Source organism: Psychrobacillus psychrodurans (assembly GCF_050209195.1).
GTDB classification, from domain to species: domain Bacteria; phylum Bacillota; class Bacilli; order Bacillales_A; family Planococcaceae; genus Psychrobacillus; species Psychrobacillus psychrodurans.
Map to the genome: position 1 here is coordinate 3,385,018 of NZ_CP189791.1, position 16,578 is coordinate 3,401,595.

The following is a 16,578-nucleotide window of genomic DNA, read 5'->3' on the forward strand; positions in this document are numbered from 1 at the left end:
TGGTAATACAATACTCCGTGAATGTGGAGACTTCATCTAAACTTACTAGTTTAATTATTTTCTCAAACTATTATTTTGTTAAAAATTTCATGTCGCTTTATTTGGTAAGATTAACTCATTAATAACTTTTGATACACATTTTTAATAACACACTTATTGACGGTAAATATAAAAATTTTAGATATTACTTTTATTAATAAATAAATTGATAAATTAATAGATATAATAATTATATTATATGTACCGTCAAAACGTTCTTTATTAATTGGTTTTAATTTATAAAATCATCTAATTCTTTTTGACGTTTTTTATTTTGTTTTTTATTTTCTTCTAACTTAAGATGTTTTTCTACTGAAACTACCTCCATCTTTTTGTACTCTATTTTATCCTTTTTAAAAGATTCAAATGTGTTCGTAATATGGCTATTAGCTTTTCTATTTTCTAAAGCTAATGAAAAATATTTTTGATTATGAATAACTTCTATCATATTGTATCCTCTCATTGCATTGTGATAGCGTTCAACTGTCTTTTCAGATAAATATGTTTCATCAGCAATTCGCTGAAGAACAGCATCATATTTGTTAAATATTTGCTTCTTCATTTGTAAGTATGACCAAATATAAAATGCTGTGCATCCTAAATCATTTTTACTCATACAAAAAAGGAATACTCTGAAATCTACTAAATGAGTGTTTGATATATCATAGAATGTCCCTTCTACTATCTCATATTCTGTCCCTAGATTACTCTCTTCTTCGTCTGATTTTAATACCTGTGGTCTCTCAAATGCTAATACAGGATATTTGATTGTATATTTATTACTATGTCTATTCTTATATTGCTTTTGAGATTCTTTATCAATATCTTCTAGCAAAGTAAAATTCAGCTCTGCCCCATCTGTTTCATATGAAGCATAGACAGGATAATTTGTAGTTGTAATTGTTAAACCCATGTTATCAAGAACACCATTTTTTTTTATTATATAATCTAATCTGCTAGTATTTTCGTTATACCCTAGGTAACTTAGTATTTGTTGCTTATTAATTACAAACTGGTCATATTTCGCATAACGGTATAACCATGTGATGAAATAATAATATGTGTATGCAAATGCAATATGTTTAGAGGTATGTCCTTTTAATGAAATAAGATTATCAAATATCTCATTTGGCATATATACTTTCACTTCGTATTTTTGTTTTAATTTTAAATTTTTGTAAATTTCCTCTTTAGTCATCATGTGTTAATAATAACCTCACTTTTTCTCATATTTTTCTTCCTTGGTGTCTTTCAATTAATTAACTTTCTTGATAATTTAATATTCTACTTTTTATAACTTATTTCCCAAATCCTCCTCTATAACATGAATTGTTAAAATTTTATATATACCCTTAAAAAGGATTATTTTACCTTCTATTTAATTGTAAGAAGAAAATACGGAATATGCCAACTAGCTTTAAAAATAATTTAAACAAATATTCAACAGCTCACCTACTGTAAGCTTTATATTGAGCGTTACAACCATCATAGAATATCTATGGATATATTTGTCATTTCACTAAACAGAAGGCTTATAATTAATTCTAATGGCTTCTGGCAGGTAGGTATGACGTTGACTGTGTAGGAACCACTGCTCTTTTGAGAAATATAAAAAAGAACCCAATCTAGTGAAATTAGATTCTTAATAGGCTTGTTTTAAATTGAATTCTCTTTTTTAAATATTTAAGTTATTCAATGGGTTATGTTTATCATTTTGCTCTTTTAATTCACTGCCCCACATGGCAACGTACCTCATAGTTACACTAATATTTTTGTGTCGCATCATGTTTTGAATGGCAAAGGCTGACATACCACTCATCGCCAGACGGTGGCAGAACGAATGTCTAAAAGTATGTGCTGACACACGAACATCTTTAAAATTCATGTGGTTCTGTAAGTTGTTAAATAGTTGTGTTATTGAATTATCGGTCATCTGTGTATTATCACGCTTCAAGAAGACATATTCATTTCCTTGTCCAAAATGATTCTTACAAAAAACTTGGTACACTGAAAGCTCTTTAGAAAGCTTTTCGGTCATAAATACTGTTTCATATTGACGGTTTTTCCCGTATACATTCAGCGTTAAACTTGGCATATCAACGTCTGACCATTTTAGATTAATAACCTCTTTGCGTCGTAATCCCGTTCCTAATAAAATCATAATTAACAGATAACCCCTATAACTAAAATAACTCTTCTCCTTGCGTCTTAAGCTTCGATAGTAAGCTAACATCTGATATATCTGTTCATCTGTAAAAACATCAATCTTTACATCTTCTTTTTGTAACTTTACTCTTCGCCCCATATTTTCACTTACTATTTTTTCTTCGATGAGGTAATTGAAGAATGCTCGGATTCTGAGAATCTTCGTATTAACAGTATTTGGTTTATTTCCTCTCTCCTGACAATCTAACAAATAATTACGTACATGATGATGACCAACCTCTTCAATGTTAATGACACCATGTTCAAGACAATATTTGATAAACTGTCCTAAAGTCATTTCATAGTTTTTAATGTTCGTCTCGGTTGTGTTCTTAAACTTTCTGTCAGCTAAAAAGTCTTGATAAGCAAATTTCAAAAGCATAAAAAATAACCACCTCTCTATTTATGAGAAGTGGTTATAGCTTTACTAATTAATTGTGATTTACACTACTTCACAGAAATGATGTATAAAAAATTACATCATGCCGCCCATTCCGCCCATATCAGGCATACCCATACCGCCAGCTCCTGCTGGTTCTGGAATGTCTGCTACTACTGCTTCTGTAGTTAAGAATAATGCTGCTACAGATGCAGCGTTTTGAAGTGCTGAACGAGTTACTTTAGTTGGATCAACGATACCTGCTTCGATCATATTCACCCATTCGCCAGTTGCAGCATTGAATCCGATACCGACTTCTTCACGTTTTAAACGATCTACAACGATAGATCCTTCAAGACCTGCATTGTTAGCGATTTGACGAACTGGTTCTTCTAATGCACGAAGTACAATTTTCAGACCCGTAGCTACGTCGCCTTCTTTTGTTTCTGCTAATTCGGCAACTTTGTTATATACGTTTACTAGTGCAGTACCACCACCAGCTACGATACCTTCTTCAACTGCTGCGCGAGTAGCATTAAGAGCATCTTCAATACGAAGCTTGCGTTCTTTTAGTTCTGTTTCTGTTGCTGCTCCGACTTTAACTACAGCTACACCACCAGCTAATTTAGCTAGGCGTTCTTGTAGTTTTTCTTTGTCGAATTCAGATGTAGTGTCTTCTAATTGAGAACGGATTTGTGTTACACGACCAGCGATGCGATCAGACTCTCCGTTACCCTCTACGATTGTAGTGTTATCTTTAGATACAACAACTTTAGATGCACGACCTAATTGAGTAATGTTAGCAGATTTTAAGTCTAAACCTAAATCTTCTGTGATTACTTCAGCTCCAGTAAGAACTGCGATATCTTCTAACATCGCTTTACGACGGTCACCAAATCCTGGCGCTTTAACAGCTACAGCATTGAAAGTTCCACGTAATTTGTTTAATACTAGAGTAGCTAGAGCTTCCCCTTCTACGTCCTCAGAGATTAGTAAAAGTGGTTTGCCTTGTTGTACTACTTGCTCAAGCACAGGAAGAATTTCTTGTATGCTTGTAATTTTTTTATCTGTTATTAAAATATATGGATTGTCTAAAATAGCTTCCATTTTATCCGAATCTGTTACCATATAAGGAGATGCATATCCACGATCGAACTGCATACCTTCTACCACGTCAAGTTCAGTAGTGAACCCTTTAGATTCTTCAATTGTAATGACACCGTCGTTACCAACGCGCTCCATTGCTTCAGCAATTAGTTCACCTACTTCAGAATCTCCTGAAGAAATAGCTGCAACCTGAGCAATAGACTCTTTGCCTTCGATTTGTTTAGAAATTGCTTTTAACTCTGTAACTGCAGCAGCAACTGCAAGGTCAATACCTTTACGGATTCCTACTGGGTTAGCACCAGCTGTTACGTTTTTCAATCCTTCACGGATCATCGATTGCGCTAATACAGTAGCAGTTGTTGTACCGTCACCAGCGATATCGTTTGTTTTAGAAGCAACCTCTGCCACTAATTTAGCACCCATATTTTCAAATGCATCTTCCAATTCGATATCTTTTGCAATCGTTACACCATCATTAGTAATAAGTGGTGAACCAAATTTTTTCTCAAGAACTACGTTACGTCCTTTTGGTCCAAGTGTTACTTTAACAGCATCTGCAAGTTTATCTACTCCACGTAACATTGCGCTACGTGCGTCTTCACTGAATTTAATTTCTTTAGCCATGTGTTAGTTACCTCCTGAATATATTTTCCAAAGTTTTATTAGCCAATAATAGCTAGAACATCGCTTTCGCGTAAAATTAAATAATCGTTGTTTTCATATTTCACTTCTGTGCCTGAATATTTAGAGAAGATGATGCGGTCTCCCTCTTTTACGTCAAGTTCAACGCGAGTGCCGTTTTCAAGTACTCGTCCAGTCCCTGTAGCAACAACATTTCCTTCTTGCGGTTTTTCTTTAGCAGAGTCTGGAAGTACGATGCCAGATGCTGTTTTTTCCTCAGCTTCGATTAATTCGATTACGATACGATCACCTAATGGTCTTAACAAGTGAAACTACCTCCCTAAAATAGTAAAATGTAATATTATTAGCACTCTTACTCTTTGAGTGCTAACACACTTATAATAATAATTAATCACAGAACATTTTGCAAGTAAGAAGCTATCTTTTTCTTTTATTTTCTATTTCCGATACAATAAGAAAAGAAGGTACATATAGAGAGGAATAAAACTGTTTATGAAACAACAAAAAACTGGTATATACATATTAATCGTTTACTGTATAATGCAACTATCTTCAGGTATACTTGTCCCGTTCCTACCAGAGCTTTATAGCCTATTAGAAGCTAAAGGAGTGGAAAATCCAGCACTTTTCATTTCTGGTTGGTGGGTATTTCTTAGCATGGGAATCGCTACATTGATCACCCTACTAATCATCCGTAAAGACAAGACTTACTTGAAGCCACTAAATGGTAAGCCAAGCCCAACCCTCCAAACGATCGGTTGGGGAATTGCTGGTTTCTTTCTAGTATTTGTAGGACAGGGTATTGCAGCAAGCATCGAGCTTAAATTTGGTGTGGATCCTGGATCAGAAAATACAACTCAGTTTATAGAAATTGCCCATACCGTACCATTAGCTATTTTTTCAATTGTCATTTTTGCCCCTATATTAGAGGAGCTGATATTCCGAAGAATCATTTTCGGAACTCTGTTGCCAAAAACGAATTTCTTTGTAGCCGCTTCTGTAAGTGCAATTGTGTTCGGAATTATTCACTTTGACTTTACGCACATACTACTATATGCGGTCTCCGGATTTATATTCGCATTTATCTATTACAAGACAAAGCGAATTATCGCATCAATTATCTCCCATATGTTATTAAATGGATTTGTTGTGCTAGTTCAATTTTACGGTGAGGAAATTCAACAGTTTCTTAAACAATATTCAAATATGCAGTTCCTATTTTTTCATTAATAAAAGCCTTTGACCTGTTAGCATTATGGTCAAAGGCTTTTTTTGTTATTCAGTCAGTTCATTTCTTATTAAATAAATAAGAGTCTGTAATTCTACAGAAAGATCGATGGTATGTACACGGATAGCATCGGTTGTTTGTAAACGTATTGGTGTAAAGTTTAATATCCCTTTAATAGAAGAAGCTTCTAATTGATCGGCTACTTGCTGTGCAGACCGACTTGGCAAAGTAAAAATGACCAGTTCAATTCCATATTCCTCTAGCTTTTCAAGCATAACACTCGAATGATACACAGGAATATCACTTATGGTCGTTCCTTCTACCGGAGCTTTTGTATCGAAAGCCACGACAATTTTTGTATTATGGTTTTTTTGGAAATTATACTTTAGAAAAGCAGTTCCCAAACTTCCAACTCCAATGAGCGCAACATTCGCAGCCTCATCCTGATCGAGTGTTTTACGGAAAAACTCAAGTAAAGTCGGAACGTCATAACCGTAACCCTTTTTTCCAAGCGCACCAAAATGAGAGAAATCTCTCCTAATTGTTGCGGAATCGATTTTCATCGCTTCACTCAATTCCTGCGAAGAAACTCGTTTGTGTCCAGCATTATGAAAGCTTTGTAAAAATCTATAATATAATGGAAGTCTTTTCGTAGTTGCTTGAGGAATTCTCGGTATTTCTGGCTTCATAAAAATCCTCCTAGTTTAGTCAAACAAATCGTTATTATCTTACTAGACATTTCTACCATTGTAAACCTAGAGCGTTGCAACGACAAGCCCTATCTATTACACTAAGGATAGAATTGAGGTGCGAATAATTGTGATTGTTTTACAAGTCAATCAAATAACAAAATCCTTTAACGGTGAAGATATATTAACTAACGTAAAGCTAGAGGTTCAGGATCGAGACCGGGTTGCCCTTGTTGGTAGAAACGGTGCCGGAAAATCTACACTACTTAAAATAATAGCAGGTGAAATGTCGTATGATTCAGGCGAAATAATTATGCCAAAAAATATTCGTCTTGGCTATTTAGAACAGCATGCAGGTCTCGAATCTAAATTGACAATCTGGGAGGAAATGAAGACAATCTTTAGTCATCTCATTAACTCAGAAAAAGAGCTTCGTTCCCTAGAATCACAAATGGCAGACCCTACTATATATGAAGATACTGAAGCTTATGCAAGAGTGGCAGCAACGTACGATGAATTACAGTTAGCCTTTAATGAGGCAGGTGGCTATCGCTTCGAATCAGATATACGCTCTATATTACACGGCATGCAGTTTTTCCCAGATGATTATGATAAGCCTGTCCAAGCATTGTCAGGAGGACAAAAAACGAGGCTAGCACTTGCAAAAATGCTTCTAAGTAAGCCAGACTTACTAATCCTCGATGAGCCTACCAACCATTTGGACATTCAAACGCTAAGCTTTTTAGAAAACTATCTGAAAAATTATAGCGGTGCAGTTCTTATCGTCTCACATGACCGCTACTTTTTAGACCAAGTAGTCAACTTTGTTTACGAAGTATCTCGGCATAATGTAGTAAGATACGTTGGCAACTACAGTTCGTACTTAACGCAAAAAGCAAAAAACTATGAGTTAGATAGAAAGAAGTATGAAAAACAGCAAGAAGAAAAAGCAAAGCTCGAGGATTTTGTCAGTAAAAATCTTGCCCGTGCCTCTACAACTAAAATGGCTCAATCTAGACGTAAGGTTATTGAGAAAACAGACTGGATGGAATCCCCAGATGGTGATGAAAAATCTGCTTCTTTCGGATTTACTATCGATCGACCAAGTGGCAATGACGTACTTCGTCTGGAGCAAATTGCAGTTGGCTATCCAAACAAAACTGTTTCATCGAATATTTCCTTCTCTGTGTACAAGCAAGACCGCATTGCACTCGTTGGACCAAATGGGGTGGGCAAATCAACTTTACTAAAAACAATTATGAAACAATTAAATGCCGCTGATGGGAAAATCCAGTATGGTACGAATGTCCAATTTGGATACTATGATCAAGAACAAGCAGCATTAACTGGCAACAAAACAGCTTTACAAGAACTATGGGATGAATGGCCGTTAATGAATGAACGAGATGTCCGCACTGTATTAGGTCGTTTCTTGTTTTCAGGAGATGATGTACAAAAAACGGTATCTACACTATCCGGTGGTGAAAAGGCAAGACTCGCTCTTGCAAAGCTAATGCTTTTAAAAGCGAACACCCTCGTACTCGATGAGCCTACCAACCATCTAGACTTAGACAGTAAAGAAGTTCTCGAAAATGCATTACTCGACTTCCCCGGGACTATCATATTCGTATCCCATGACCGATATTTTATAAACCGAATTGCAACAAAGGTTATTGAGTTAGCAAGCGAAGATGCAACTCTATTCCTTGGAGACTATGACTATTACCTAGAGAAAAAAGAAGAAATGGAAGAGCTTGCTTTAGAAAATGCAGTAGTTGAAAATACAGTAATTACAAAAGTGAACACATCCACTATTGATAAAGAAGCAAAGAAAAAAGAACGTCAGCTTCGACGCCAGCTAGAGGAATTGGAAAGTCAGATTCCAACTGTTGATGCGGAAATTGTTATTATCGAAGAAAAGTTATGTGACCCTGAAATTTTCCAAGACCACGAAGCTGTCCAACAATTACAGCGTGAACTAGATCAGTTGAAGGAAAAACAAGATGACCTATCAAATGAATGGTTAGAATTACAGGAACAATTAGAAGAAATAGCCCCATAAAGAAAAAAGGTAGTGAAACCAATTCGTTTTTTTGGCTTCACTACCTTTTCTAATTGCTTATGATTTTACTCTTTTTAGTTGTCTAATAATTTCAATTAATGCCTTGAAACTTTGAACCATTAGTTTACTCGATCCAAAATTCATAATAATATGGGTCTCAGTAGATGGGTCATAAAACAAATGAGTTGAAAGAACTCCAATATGCCCTCTTACTCTTGGTAACCCTTTCAATAGAAAAAAGAACTCTTCAAATCGGATTTCCATTAGCCCTGTTCCATAGTGAATACCAGTTCTGAATTTATGTTTGAATTTTTTCCATAAACTGTATTTTTTCTTCATGAAATAATCTTCCTTCTCTAAAAGCTCTATTAAAAGAAAGAAGATCATTTGGAGTAGATATTATTCCACCTCCCGACCAGTCCACACTTAGACTTTGAAAGTCTTTTACATCTGTGCCGTTAAGCCAAATCTTTTGAAATTTTTGTAGGGGATTTTTAGGTTCCGAATAGAATAGCATATAAGAGTCCTGCATTCCAAGTGGGGTAAAGATTTCATCATGTAGATTCTCATGAAATGGTTTTCCTGAAACTTTTTCAATGATTAAACCAATTAAAATATAACCAGTATCTGAGTAATGAAAGACCTTCCCAGGTATCCCTGCAGCTTTTTGCCTTTTCCGTGTGAATTCAACTAATTCATAGGGAGTCCATTTCTTTTCAGATTCGGAAACGATCAATTTAGACATCGGACTACCTAAATTTACTGGATCTTCGAAATAATCACCGATTCCTGAAGTATGCGCTAATAATTGTTCTACGGTAACTTCTTTCATATAATCTTTATCCTTAAATATAAAGAGATTTTCAAGTTCTATATTTGTAAAATAATTTGATATCGGATCGTGTAAGGATAAACTATTTCTTTCTATTAAAATCATTATTAAAGTAGCAGTAAACATTTTACCAATACTTGCAATATGGAAAGGTTGGTTTGAATCTTCTGATGAATAGTTATACTGAAAATCTAACTTTTCACTATCAATCAGAATTTGGATGCTTGATTGAGCATTTTTTTGATGAATTTTATTAAAGTATTTATCGAAATGCCTCTTTACGGCCTCTATACTTGTCGTATTCAACATTATGTCCTCCATCGTTTTACAACATTTGAAAAAAGCTGTTAGAAAAATATTTTAGCTGTTGCACTCTTTTACCTTTTCTAAAAATGACCTAATCCTTTGAATCCAAAAATATGTGTATAGAACATAACTGATTCTTCCTAATTATCTTTAGAAAACTCGTTCCTTTTTTTGCTGTCTCATTTACCCAAGCATCTAAGGGCTTTTTTGAAAAGATAACCTCCTCATATACTTTTGAATAAGGGAACATCATACCTAAAAATGAACCATAATTATTCAATTGTATTTTATCCTGACTTATAATTGCCTCAATAGATTTTTCACTTATTTTTAAGGTAATCAGATGCCTCCGATAAAGATAAAACTTCATCGAATATGTTCGGTAAATTACAACTCCGTTTGTCTTGTGAATCATTTATTCTTTTGCTGAATCAGCAAGTCCACGTCCAATTACATTAGCAGATATCGGTTTTTTTCCTAATTCTCTTGCCCAAATAGATAATTGTCCGATATGGTGTATCTCATGAGCAATTACATGTCGAATAACTTCACCCCAAGTATCCCGTTCAATTCTTCCATCTGGCAACGTATCGTAAAGTATGCGACTTTCCATGCTATCATTCCAGTTGTTTACAAAGGCTTCGACTTCCAATCGAAATTTTGCGTCTAATTGCCTTACTTTCTCCAGAGTACTATAATTTTCAAAACTCTCCTGAAAATCGGGCTGATCCTGCAAAACACGAATCCAACTCCATTCCACATCTACTATATGAAATAATGTTTCTAAAATGCTTCCTACTCCACCTGTGCGTTTGCATAACAGTTCTTCTTCACTTAATCTCTCACACCATAGATACCAGTCTTCCCTAACCAACCAATTATACTGAAAAAACATCTTCACTAAGTTTCCTCCCTAAAATTGAGTAATAATATTTTATCTTATTTTTATTGGCCAGAATGAAACCTTACAACCTATTCTGATATTTTCCACCTATTACTAGAATTCTACAATTTCAGCGATAATCCTTCTTATGTTTTAATCTTATAATTGTTGCAGTGTCGAATAGTATACATATATGTTGGTCAAGTACTATTTTATAATAACTTTTCTCCACATATTTATTCACAAAGAAAAACTAGTTATATCAATCTATCAACAGGTTTATCCACATTGTCCACAATTTTAAAAATAAGTTGTCCACATTGATGTGTATAACAATCATACTATATATAGTTTGCGTCTAAGTTACGCACATGTTATCCACAAAATGTGCATAAGTACGAATGTTCTCTATTGACAACTTCTAAATTCCATGATAAAAATCCTCTTTTCTTGTCGAAGAAAAGAGGATTTGAGTATTTCATTTAGTTGTTTAGAGTCTAGACTACAAGCGAATAGGCTTTGACTCGTTTCAGAATCTCGGAACTAAAATAGGCGCATTTGTTTTTCTTAATTCCAACTATTTAATTCTAGACCTGGTCTACCATTCATCGACATATCACTTAAATGCCCTGCTGAATACTTAGAATTTCCAGCGGCAGCAATCATGGCAGCATTGTCTGTACACAGTTTGATGGGCGGTACATAAAAAGGTATATTCTCTTTTGTAAAAGCTTTCTCTAGTGAATTACGAAGTCCTTTATTTGCAGCAACTCCACCCGCAGCAATAACTTGCTTCACTTTAAATTCACGTGCTGCACGTATAGTTTTTGTCGTTAACACTTCCACTACACTTTGCTGGAATCCTGCCGCTAGGTGGTTCGGGTTTATTTCTTCCCCACGTTGCTCGGCATTATGCTGATAATTGATAACTGCAGATTTTAATCCACTGAAGCTAAAATCATATGACCCTTCCTCTAGCCATGCTCTAGGGAATTGCAATGCTTCATCACTTTCGTTAGCAAGTTTATCGATATGTGGACCTCCTGGATATGGAAGATTCAATACTCGAGCTACTTTGTCGTACGCTTCACCTGCAGCGTCATCCCTAGTCTCACCGATTAATTCGAACTGTCCATCTTCCTTCATTAATACAAGCTCCGTATGACCTCCAGAAACAACTAATGCCAAAAGTGGGAATTCCATCTTCTGTACTAGTGCATTAGCGTAAATATGCCCCGCGATGTGGTGGACTCCAACTAGTGGAAGCCCATTTGCAAAAGCGAATGCTTTCGCAGCATTTATACCTATCAGAAGTGCTCCGACTAACCCTGGGCCTTCTGTAACTGCAACTGCATCTAAATCCTGCGGTGTCATATCCGCTTGTTTTAATGCTTCTTCGACAACAATTGTAATCTGCTCCACATGGTGTCTCGATGCGACTTCTGGTACTACTCCACCAAATCGTTTATGACTTTCGATTTGTGATGCTACTACATTGGATATAATCTCATGCCCATTTTTTACAATCGATGCTGCTGTTTCATCACAGCTCGTTTCAATTCCTAATATATATTGGTCTTTTCTCATTTAAATTCCACCCACATCACAAGTGCATCCTCTCCGGTGTCTGAATAATAATTTTTCCGTATGCCTCCGTCTTGGAAGTTAAGTTTATAATATAAGTTTTTCGCCACATCATTTGATACTCTAACTTCAAGTGTCATGAGTACTACATTTTGCTCTGTTACTACACGGATAGCCTCCCGCATCAATCCTTCACCAATTTTGTTTCCACGCATACGTTCAGCTACTGCCACATTAGTAATATGACTTTCATCCATCACTACCCACATGCCACAGTACCCGATTATATCTTTTGCTTCTGTTTCAGCAACAAGATAATGTGAATACAAATTTGTCGTCATTTCGTGCTCAAAGGCTTCCCTCGTCCAAGGTGTGTCGAATGCCTCCTGTTCGATCAACAGTACTTGATCTATATCATCTAAAGTCATTTTTCGATACGTTATATTAGTTTCCATTTTTCTTCTGCTCTTTCATCCAGTTTGCCTCTGCTTCGGTAATACGCAAATACTCAGGCACTACTGTATGCACTTCAGAAGGCTCCATTTTTTTCGCCATTTCTATTAAAACAGCTGCATTTGGTAAATCAAAAGCGGCATTCACCCGCTGAACCTTATCTCCAAGTACTTCTTTTATTTGCTCCCAGTGAATCGAAACGTCCATGCCGACAAATAACACTTGCTGTTCCAGATTATCTAGAGTTGTTAGTAAATCTACTAATGACATATGCGCTTCCTTTACTACTTCACCGTTTGCATAAATTCCAGCAAATACATTACTACGACGCGCGTCCATAATGGAACAAACAACACCTTGGAAATACGGAGCATTCTCAGCAAGTACATGTAAGCTTGACACCGAATATATTGGCACTTTTAGTGTCCAAGCGAGTGTTTTTCCAATCGTTACTCCAATACGAACTCCTGTATAGGAACCCGGTCCTTTCGCTACAGCAATCGCTTCTATTTCATTTGGCTTAATATTTGCTTTTTCCATTAATTCTTCAATAGCTGGCATCGTGCCAATCGAGTGCGTAATTTTCATTGATGACTGAAACGAAGCAAGTACTTGTTCATCCTTTACAATAGCTATCGCAAGAGGTGTATTTGATGTATCTATTCCTAACCAAATCATTCAAAAAGCTCCTCACATAATTGTTCATATCGTTTGCCATAGGGCATAAACGTAAATTTTCTAGCATTCTCATCTAGACGAAGAATCTGAATCGCCAGTCGTTCTGCTGGCAAATCCTCTTCTATCAAATGTGCCCACTCAATGATGCTTACCGCATCGCCGTAAAACAGCTCGTCCCAGCCTAAATCCTCATCACTATCCGCAAGTCGGTAGACATCTAAATGGTTTAACGGCAGCCTGCCCTCATATTGCTTTAATATAGTAAACGTTGGGCTATTTACGTTTCGTGTAATTCCTAAACCCTTCGCCACACTTTTTGTGAATGTCGTTTTACCTGCTCCTAGGTCGCCTTCTAGAGTCAGTACATCTCCAGCATGTAAGCGGACTGCCAATTGCTCAGCAAGAGCCTTTGTTTCTTGCTCCGAATTAATCATTCGTTCATATTTCATCGGTTGCTTTCCTTTCCAGTTACATCTCTAATGCTTCTATTATAATGAAATATATCTAATATTGTAAGTGTGGGGTCTTTAGGGTAGCTTAGTAGGCTAAGAAAAACCCCATAAAAAGACGCCCGGTCCTCTGAGCCCAGTGTCCACACCCTCCTACAACTTTTAGAAACCGGTAAGTACGTTTTTGGATAACTAGAGAAAAGCTACTTTCCTATTGCTCTCGAAGATGCAATTTCGTTCGCTATTTTACTTCCTAAAACGGAAATCAGTCGTTATATTCATTCTTAAAAATGCCACAAATCCCAGTGTTCACAAGACAATTTTATATACGCTATCTATTAAAAAAGATCACTTCGCATCCACTACGAAATGATCTCTTTTTTATTGGACTAACCGTACGATTTTCTCAACTGCTTGCTCTCCAGCTACTGTCCATTTATTTTTGTTGGCAATTTGACCGTCCTTATCAACTGGATCTTGGAATTGATTGAAGCCAGTCGATGTAAGCAAAGAATTTTCATCCTCGTCTAAACCTATATTAACTACATGCTTGATGACATAAGGGGTTTGGAACTTAATTTGGGCATCGTAATTGTCTAGCTCTCCCTCCACCACTTCGAATGGAAGTCGCAAGTAGATTGTTTCCGCTTCATCTCTCCATAATACATTGTCAAAACTACCTTTATGGTAATCCCAATTTCCGCCAATCGTGTAGCCTAGGCTATCTATTCTACTTCTTAAATCACCGAAACCAATTTCTTTTCCTTCCAACTCTGTTTGTAATTGCAGCAAAATAATCCACTCCTCGTTCGAATCTTCATCCTATCATCTCCAAGAATCGGCTTAAAAATACTAGCCTCTCATTAATCTGTCTACTAGTTTTTTAAAGAAACCATCCTCAATCTCCATTTCCTCCACTTTTTGCACTATTAAATCAGAAAGCAATTCATAGCCAGCTTCACCAAAATGCAGACCATCATTCTTCTCCCCGACTAGTAGATCCCTGTAGTTTGGTTTGGAATAAAAAATATGAAAGAAATCGATAAAATAACTACCCGTTTCTTCGGCAACCTCCTGAACAGCCTGTGCATATTGCTCCATACGTTCATTCGTCCTATTCTGCTGAAGAGACTCATCCACAGGAGCAGGGCTGATCAATATTGTCTTTTCAGGACCCACCTGCTTTGCAAATAAAGAAATATTACGCTTAAACGTTTCTAAATCTACAAACTTATGAGTCGCTGAGTCATTCGCTCCAAAAAGTACAGTCACCGCATCAGGGCGCTTAGATAACACATCTTTATTGAAACGGAACATTGCTTGCTCCGTTGTATTTCCAGATACTCCGGCATTAATAAATTCATAATTAGGCATTTTTGACGTCAATTTATGAGTTAAAATGGGGGATGGATTGCCCTCTTTTCTAGCAGTGATACTGTCCCCAAAACAAATTATTTCCAACATATAACAAAACTCCTTTTAACAATATGTAATATAATTGAAACACACTATACGTTTATAATTACCCAAAAACGGATAAACAAACATAGAAATTAATGTTTTGGAGGAAGTTTTATGGCTAACAAACGTTTAACATGGGTCGATGTAACAAAAGGATTCTTAATGATTTTAGTTGTCATCGGACATTATCCAGGTGAATTAGATTTCCCGTTCATCACATATATATACTGGTTTCATATGCCAGCTTTTTTCTTATTAAGTGGGTTATTTTTTAAAGAATTAAAAGAAGATCAAGACACAAAAGTCTCTATAAAAAAGAGATTCCTACAGCTAATAGTTCCTTACTTGTTTTTCTTATTAGCTATTACAACTGTTCGATATGGAATGGAGCTTGCTGGAGGTAACTTTGACTTATCCTGGTACTTGCAAGATTTATGGAAGTTAGTTATTGCGGGCCGTTTTGCACGTGGTGCTTATGGAGTTTTCTGGTTTGTAACGACACTCTTCTTTACGTATTTATTATTCATGATGATGACAAAGTATTTAAGTCGAGTCAAGCAAATTGTTCTACTCATTGTTTTTTATATCGTTGCTCATCTAGAGAGTATTTTCGCTATGCAATATATAAACGGTGCTCCAGACGAAGCCTCACAAACAATTCCTATGCTTTGGAACCTAGATGTCGTTCTAATGGCAATCGTCTATTTTGCTCTTGGCTATTATGCAAAATCAATTTGGATGAACATTACGAAATCTTGGTTGATAGGAGCTTTGATCATTGCAATCACTGCGATAATAACAGACAAACTTGGCTATATCGACTATCACCTAAGTATGAAATTCCTGCGATACGAACATTTACTGCTGGACTTAGTCATTCCTATTGCGTTTATAGTCGTTATTCTTGGTCTGTTTCAAAGAGTTACCGCTATTCTATCGCTAGATTGGTTGGCGAAAATTGAAAAACACTCGATTTCTATAATGTATTTGCATATTTTTACGGATATCATCCTGAATAATTATTTCCAATATGGCATTATTGGCTTTACTACACTAGGAATAATCACCCCAATAGTAGCATCCATCGTCATTCAAAAAATGATTCCATATGGAAAGTTCTTCTTAGGAGATATTCGAGCGCAGAAACTAATTCAAATCTAAAAACATACAACTTCAAACAGTGGGGGATTATTTTATCCTCCGCTGTTTTTTTAGTTGAACCATTCGGGCTTCGCTTCAGCGAACCTCATAGGAAAGTCATGCTCTGCCGCTAATGCGAAAAAAAGCCCTGACAGATTACATACGTTGATCTGTCAGGGCTTTTCAACATTATTTAGTTTTGAATTCATTAAAATAGAACATTAGTTCGATTTTATGTTATAATAAGTTGGCAATTACATAGCAGGGTGGGCGGTTGGTCACTTTTCTCGTTAGGAGGTGTTGCCATGACAACATACCAGATGATGAGTTTGTTGATCCAGCTAAGCGCTGTACTGATAGCAACCTTTTCCATAGTAGTGACCATAATCATTTTCTTTGTAAAAAAGAAATAACCGTCCCCTGAGCTAAAGGTTTGACGGT

17 protein-coding genes are annotated in these 16,578 nt (G+C 36.0%); 3 read left to right on the forward strand and 14 right to left on the reverse strand.

Annotation, left to right across the window (positions count from 1 at the left end; genetic code table 11):
• Nucleotides 1-271: 271 nt before the first annotated feature.
• From ACQCPR_RS16690 to groES, 4 genes are all read right to left on the reverse strand, one after another.
• The gene (locus tag ACQCPR_RS16690; RefSeq protein ID WP_427137602.1) at nucleotides 272-1,240 is read right to left on the reverse strand and encodes a hypothetical protein; all 969 of its coding nucleotides are present in this window, start codon (nucleotides 1,238-1,240) and stop codon (nucleotides 272-274) included.
• Nucleotides 1,241-1,714: 474 nt separating this feature from the next.
• Nucleotides 1,715-2,626, reverse strand: a complete 912-nt coding sequence (locus ACQCPR_RS16695) for a tyrosine-type recombinase/integrase (RefSeq protein WP_427137603.1) — start codon at nucleotides 2,624-2,626, stop codon at nucleotides 1,715-1,717.
• Nucleotides 2,627-2,719: 93 nt separating this feature from the next.
• Complete coding sequence (groL, locus tag ACQCPR_RS16700) at nucleotides 2,720-4,354, reverse strand: chaperonin GroEL (RefSeq protein ID WP_090568932.1); 1,635 nt, start codon at nucleotides 4,352-4,354, stop codon at nucleotides 2,720-2,722.
• A gap of 38 nt (nucleotides 4,355-4,392) precedes the next feature.
• Nucleotides 4,393-4,677 carry a co-chaperone GroES gene (gene groES / locus ACQCPR_RS16705; protein WP_090568929.1) on the reverse strand — a complete coding sequence of 95 codons (285 nt, stop codon included), beginning with the start codon at nucleotides 4,675-4,677 and terminating at the stop codon, nucleotides 4,393-4,395.
• A gap of 187 nt (nucleotides 4,678-4,864) precedes the next feature.
• Between groES and ACQCPR_RS16710 the strand changes: the two genes are divergently transcribed.
• Complete coding sequence (locus ACQCPR_RS16710; RefSeq protein WP_090568926.1) at nucleotides 4,865-5,602, forward strand: CPBP family intramembrane glutamic endopeptidase; 738 nt, start codon at nucleotides 4,865-4,867, stop codon at nucleotides 5,600-5,602.
• A gap of 45 nt (nucleotides 5,603-5,647) precedes the next feature.
• Here ACQCPR_RS16710 and ACQCPR_RS16715 read toward each other — a convergent pair whose 3' ends face one another.
• Nucleotides 5,648-6,289, reverse strand: coding sequence for a redox-sensing transcriptional repressor Rex (locus tag ACQCPR_RS16715; protein WP_093495947.1), 642 nt, complete (start codon nucleotides 6,287-6,289; stop codon nucleotides 5,648-5,650).
• Nucleotides 6,290-6,419: 130 nt separating this feature from the next.
• Here ACQCPR_RS16715 and ACQCPR_RS16720 point away from each other — a divergent pair, with 130 nt between their 5' ends.
• Complete coding sequence (locus ACQCPR_RS16720) at nucleotides 6,420-8,351, forward strand: ABC-F family ATP-binding cassette domain-containing protein (RefSeq protein WP_340880522.1); 1,932 nt, start codon at nucleotides 6,420-6,422, stop codon at nucleotides 8,349-8,351.
• 57 nt (nucleotides 8,352-8,408) lie between these two features.
• Here the strand turns inward: ACQCPR_RS16720 and ACQCPR_RS16725 are convergent, their stop codons facing one another.
• The 9 genes from ACQCPR_RS16725 to ACQCPR_RS16765 form a co-directional block, all read right to left on the reverse strand.
• On the reverse strand, nucleotides 8,409-8,690 hold the full coding sequence (locus ACQCPR_RS16725; protein ID WP_427137604.1) for a hypothetical protein: 282 nt from the start codon (nucleotides 8,688-8,690) through the stop codon (nucleotides 8,409-8,411).
• On the reverse strand, nucleotides 8,650-9,492 hold the full coding sequence (locus ACQCPR_RS16730; RefSeq protein ID WP_427137605.1) for a serine hydrolase domain-containing protein: 843 nt from the start codon (nucleotides 9,490-9,492) through the stop codon (nucleotides 8,650-8,652). The genes ACQCPR_RS16725 and ACQCPR_RS16730 overlap by 41 nt, the downstream gene beginning before the upstream one ends.
• Nucleotides 9,493-9,904: 412 nt before the next feature.
• Nucleotides 9,905-10,390: a DinB family protein gene (locus ACQCPR_RS16735; protein ID WP_093495944.1), complete on the reverse strand. Its 486-nt coding sequence runs from the start codon at nucleotides 10,388-10,390 to the stop codon at nucleotides 9,905-9,907.
• A gap of 549 nt (nucleotides 10,391-10,939) precedes the next feature.
• Entirely contained in the window at nucleotides 10,940-11,959 is a 1,020-nt protein-coding gene (gene tsaD / locus ACQCPR_RS16740; RefSeq protein ID WP_427137606.1) for a tRNA (adenosine(37)-N6)-threonylcarbamoyltransferase complex transferase subunit TsaD, read from the reverse strand.
• Nucleotides 11,956-12,411 (reverse strand): ribosomal protein S18-alanine N-acetyltransferase, encoded by a 456-nt coding sequence (rimI, locus tag ACQCPR_RS16745; RefSeq protein WP_090568906.1) that lies wholly within the window; start codon nucleotides 12,409-12,411, stop codon nucleotides 11,956-11,958. The genes tsaD and rimI overlap by 4 nt, the downstream gene beginning before the upstream one ends.
• Entirely contained in the window at nucleotides 12,401-13,087 is a 687-nt protein-coding gene (gene tsaB / locus ACQCPR_RS16750; protein ID WP_090568903.1) for a tRNA (adenosine(37)-N6)-threonylcarbamoyltransferase complex dimerization subunit type 1 TsaB, read from the reverse strand. Before tsaB ends, rimI begins: the two co-directional genes overlap by 11 nt.
• A complete protein-coding gene (gene tsaE, locus ACQCPR_RS16755) occupies nucleotides 13,084-13,536 on the reverse strand; it encodes a tRNA (adenosine(37)-N6)-threonylcarbamoyltransferase complex ATPase subunit type 1 TsaE (RefSeq protein WP_427137607.1) in 453 nt (150 codons plus the stop codon). The genes tsaB and tsaE overlap by 4 nt, the downstream gene beginning before the upstream one ends.
• A gap of 381 nt (nucleotides 13,537-13,917) precedes the next feature.
• Nucleotides 13,918-14,328, reverse strand: a complete 411-nt coding sequence (locus ACQCPR_RS16760) for a YugN family protein (protein WP_090568897.1) — start codon at nucleotides 14,326-14,328, stop codon at nucleotides 13,918-13,920.
• Nucleotides 14,329-14,388: 60 nt separating this feature from the next.
• The gene (locus ACQCPR_RS16765) at nucleotides 14,389-15,000 is read right to left on the reverse strand and encodes an SGNH/GDSL hydrolase family protein (RefSeq protein ID WP_427137608.1); all 612 of its coding nucleotides are present in this window, start codon (nucleotides 14,998-15,000) and stop codon (nucleotides 14,389-14,391) included.
• A gap of 111 nt (nucleotides 15,001-15,111) precedes the next feature.
• On the opposite strand from ACQCPR_RS16765, the gene ACQCPR_RS16770 reads away from it, so the two are divergent.
• The gene (locus tag ACQCPR_RS16770) at nucleotides 15,112-16,158 is read left to right on the forward strand and encodes an acyltransferase family protein (protein WP_427137609.1); all 1,047 of its coding nucleotides are present in this window, start codon (nucleotides 15,112-15,114) and stop codon (nucleotides 16,156-16,158) included.
• Nucleotides 16,159-16,578 lie beyond the last annotated feature (420 nt).

Coding starts and splice junctions, on each gene's coding strand:
- ACQCPR_RS16690 (WP_427137602.1), bottom strand. CDS start 1,240: ATGATGACTAAAGAGGAAATTTACAAAAATTTAAAATTAAAACAAAAA.
- ACQCPR_RS16695 (WP_427137603.1), bottom strand. CDS start 2,626: ATGCTTTTGAAATTTGCTTATCAAGACTTTTTAGCTGACAGAAAGTTT.
- groL (WP_090568932.1), bottom strand. CDS start 4,354: ATGGCTAAAGAAATTAAATTCAGTGAAGACGCACGTAGCGCAATGTTA.
- ACQCPR_RS16710 (WP_090568926.1), top strand. CDS start 4,865: ATGAAACAACAAAAAACTGGTATATACATATTAATCGTTTACTGTATA.
- ACQCPR_RS16715 (WP_093495947.1), bottom strand. CDS start 6,289: ATGAAGCCAGAAATACCGAGAATTCCTCAAGCAACTACGAAAAGACTT.
- ACQCPR_RS16725 (WP_427137604.1), bottom strand. CDS start 8,690: ATGAAGAAAAAATACAGTTTATGGAAAAAATTCAAACATAAATTCAGA.
- ACQCPR_RS16730 (WP_427137605.1), bottom strand. CDS start 9,492: ATGTTGAATACGACAAGTATAGAGGCCGTAAAGAGGCATTTCGATAAA.
- tsaD (WP_427137606.1), bottom strand. CDS start 11,959: ATGAGAAAAGACCAATATATATTAGGAATTGAAACGAGCTGTGATGAA.
- rimI (WP_090568906.1), bottom strand. CDS start 12,411: ATGGAAACTAATATAACGTATCGAAAAATGACTTTAGATGATATAGAT.
- tsaB (WP_090568903.1), bottom strand. CDS start 13,087: ATGATTTGGTTAGGAATAGATACATCAAATACACCTCTTGCGATAGCT.
- tsaE (WP_427137607.1), bottom strand. CDS start 13,536: ATGAAATATGAACGAATGATTAATTCGGAGCAAGAAACAAAGGCTCTT.
- ACQCPR_RS16765 (WP_427137608.1), bottom strand. CDS start 15,000: ATGTTGGAAATAATTTGTTTTGGGGACAGTATCACTGCTAGAAAAGAG.
- ACQCPR_RS16770 (WP_427137609.1), top strand. CDS start 15,112: ATGGCTAACAAACGTTTAACATGGGTCGATGTAACAAAAGGATTCTTA.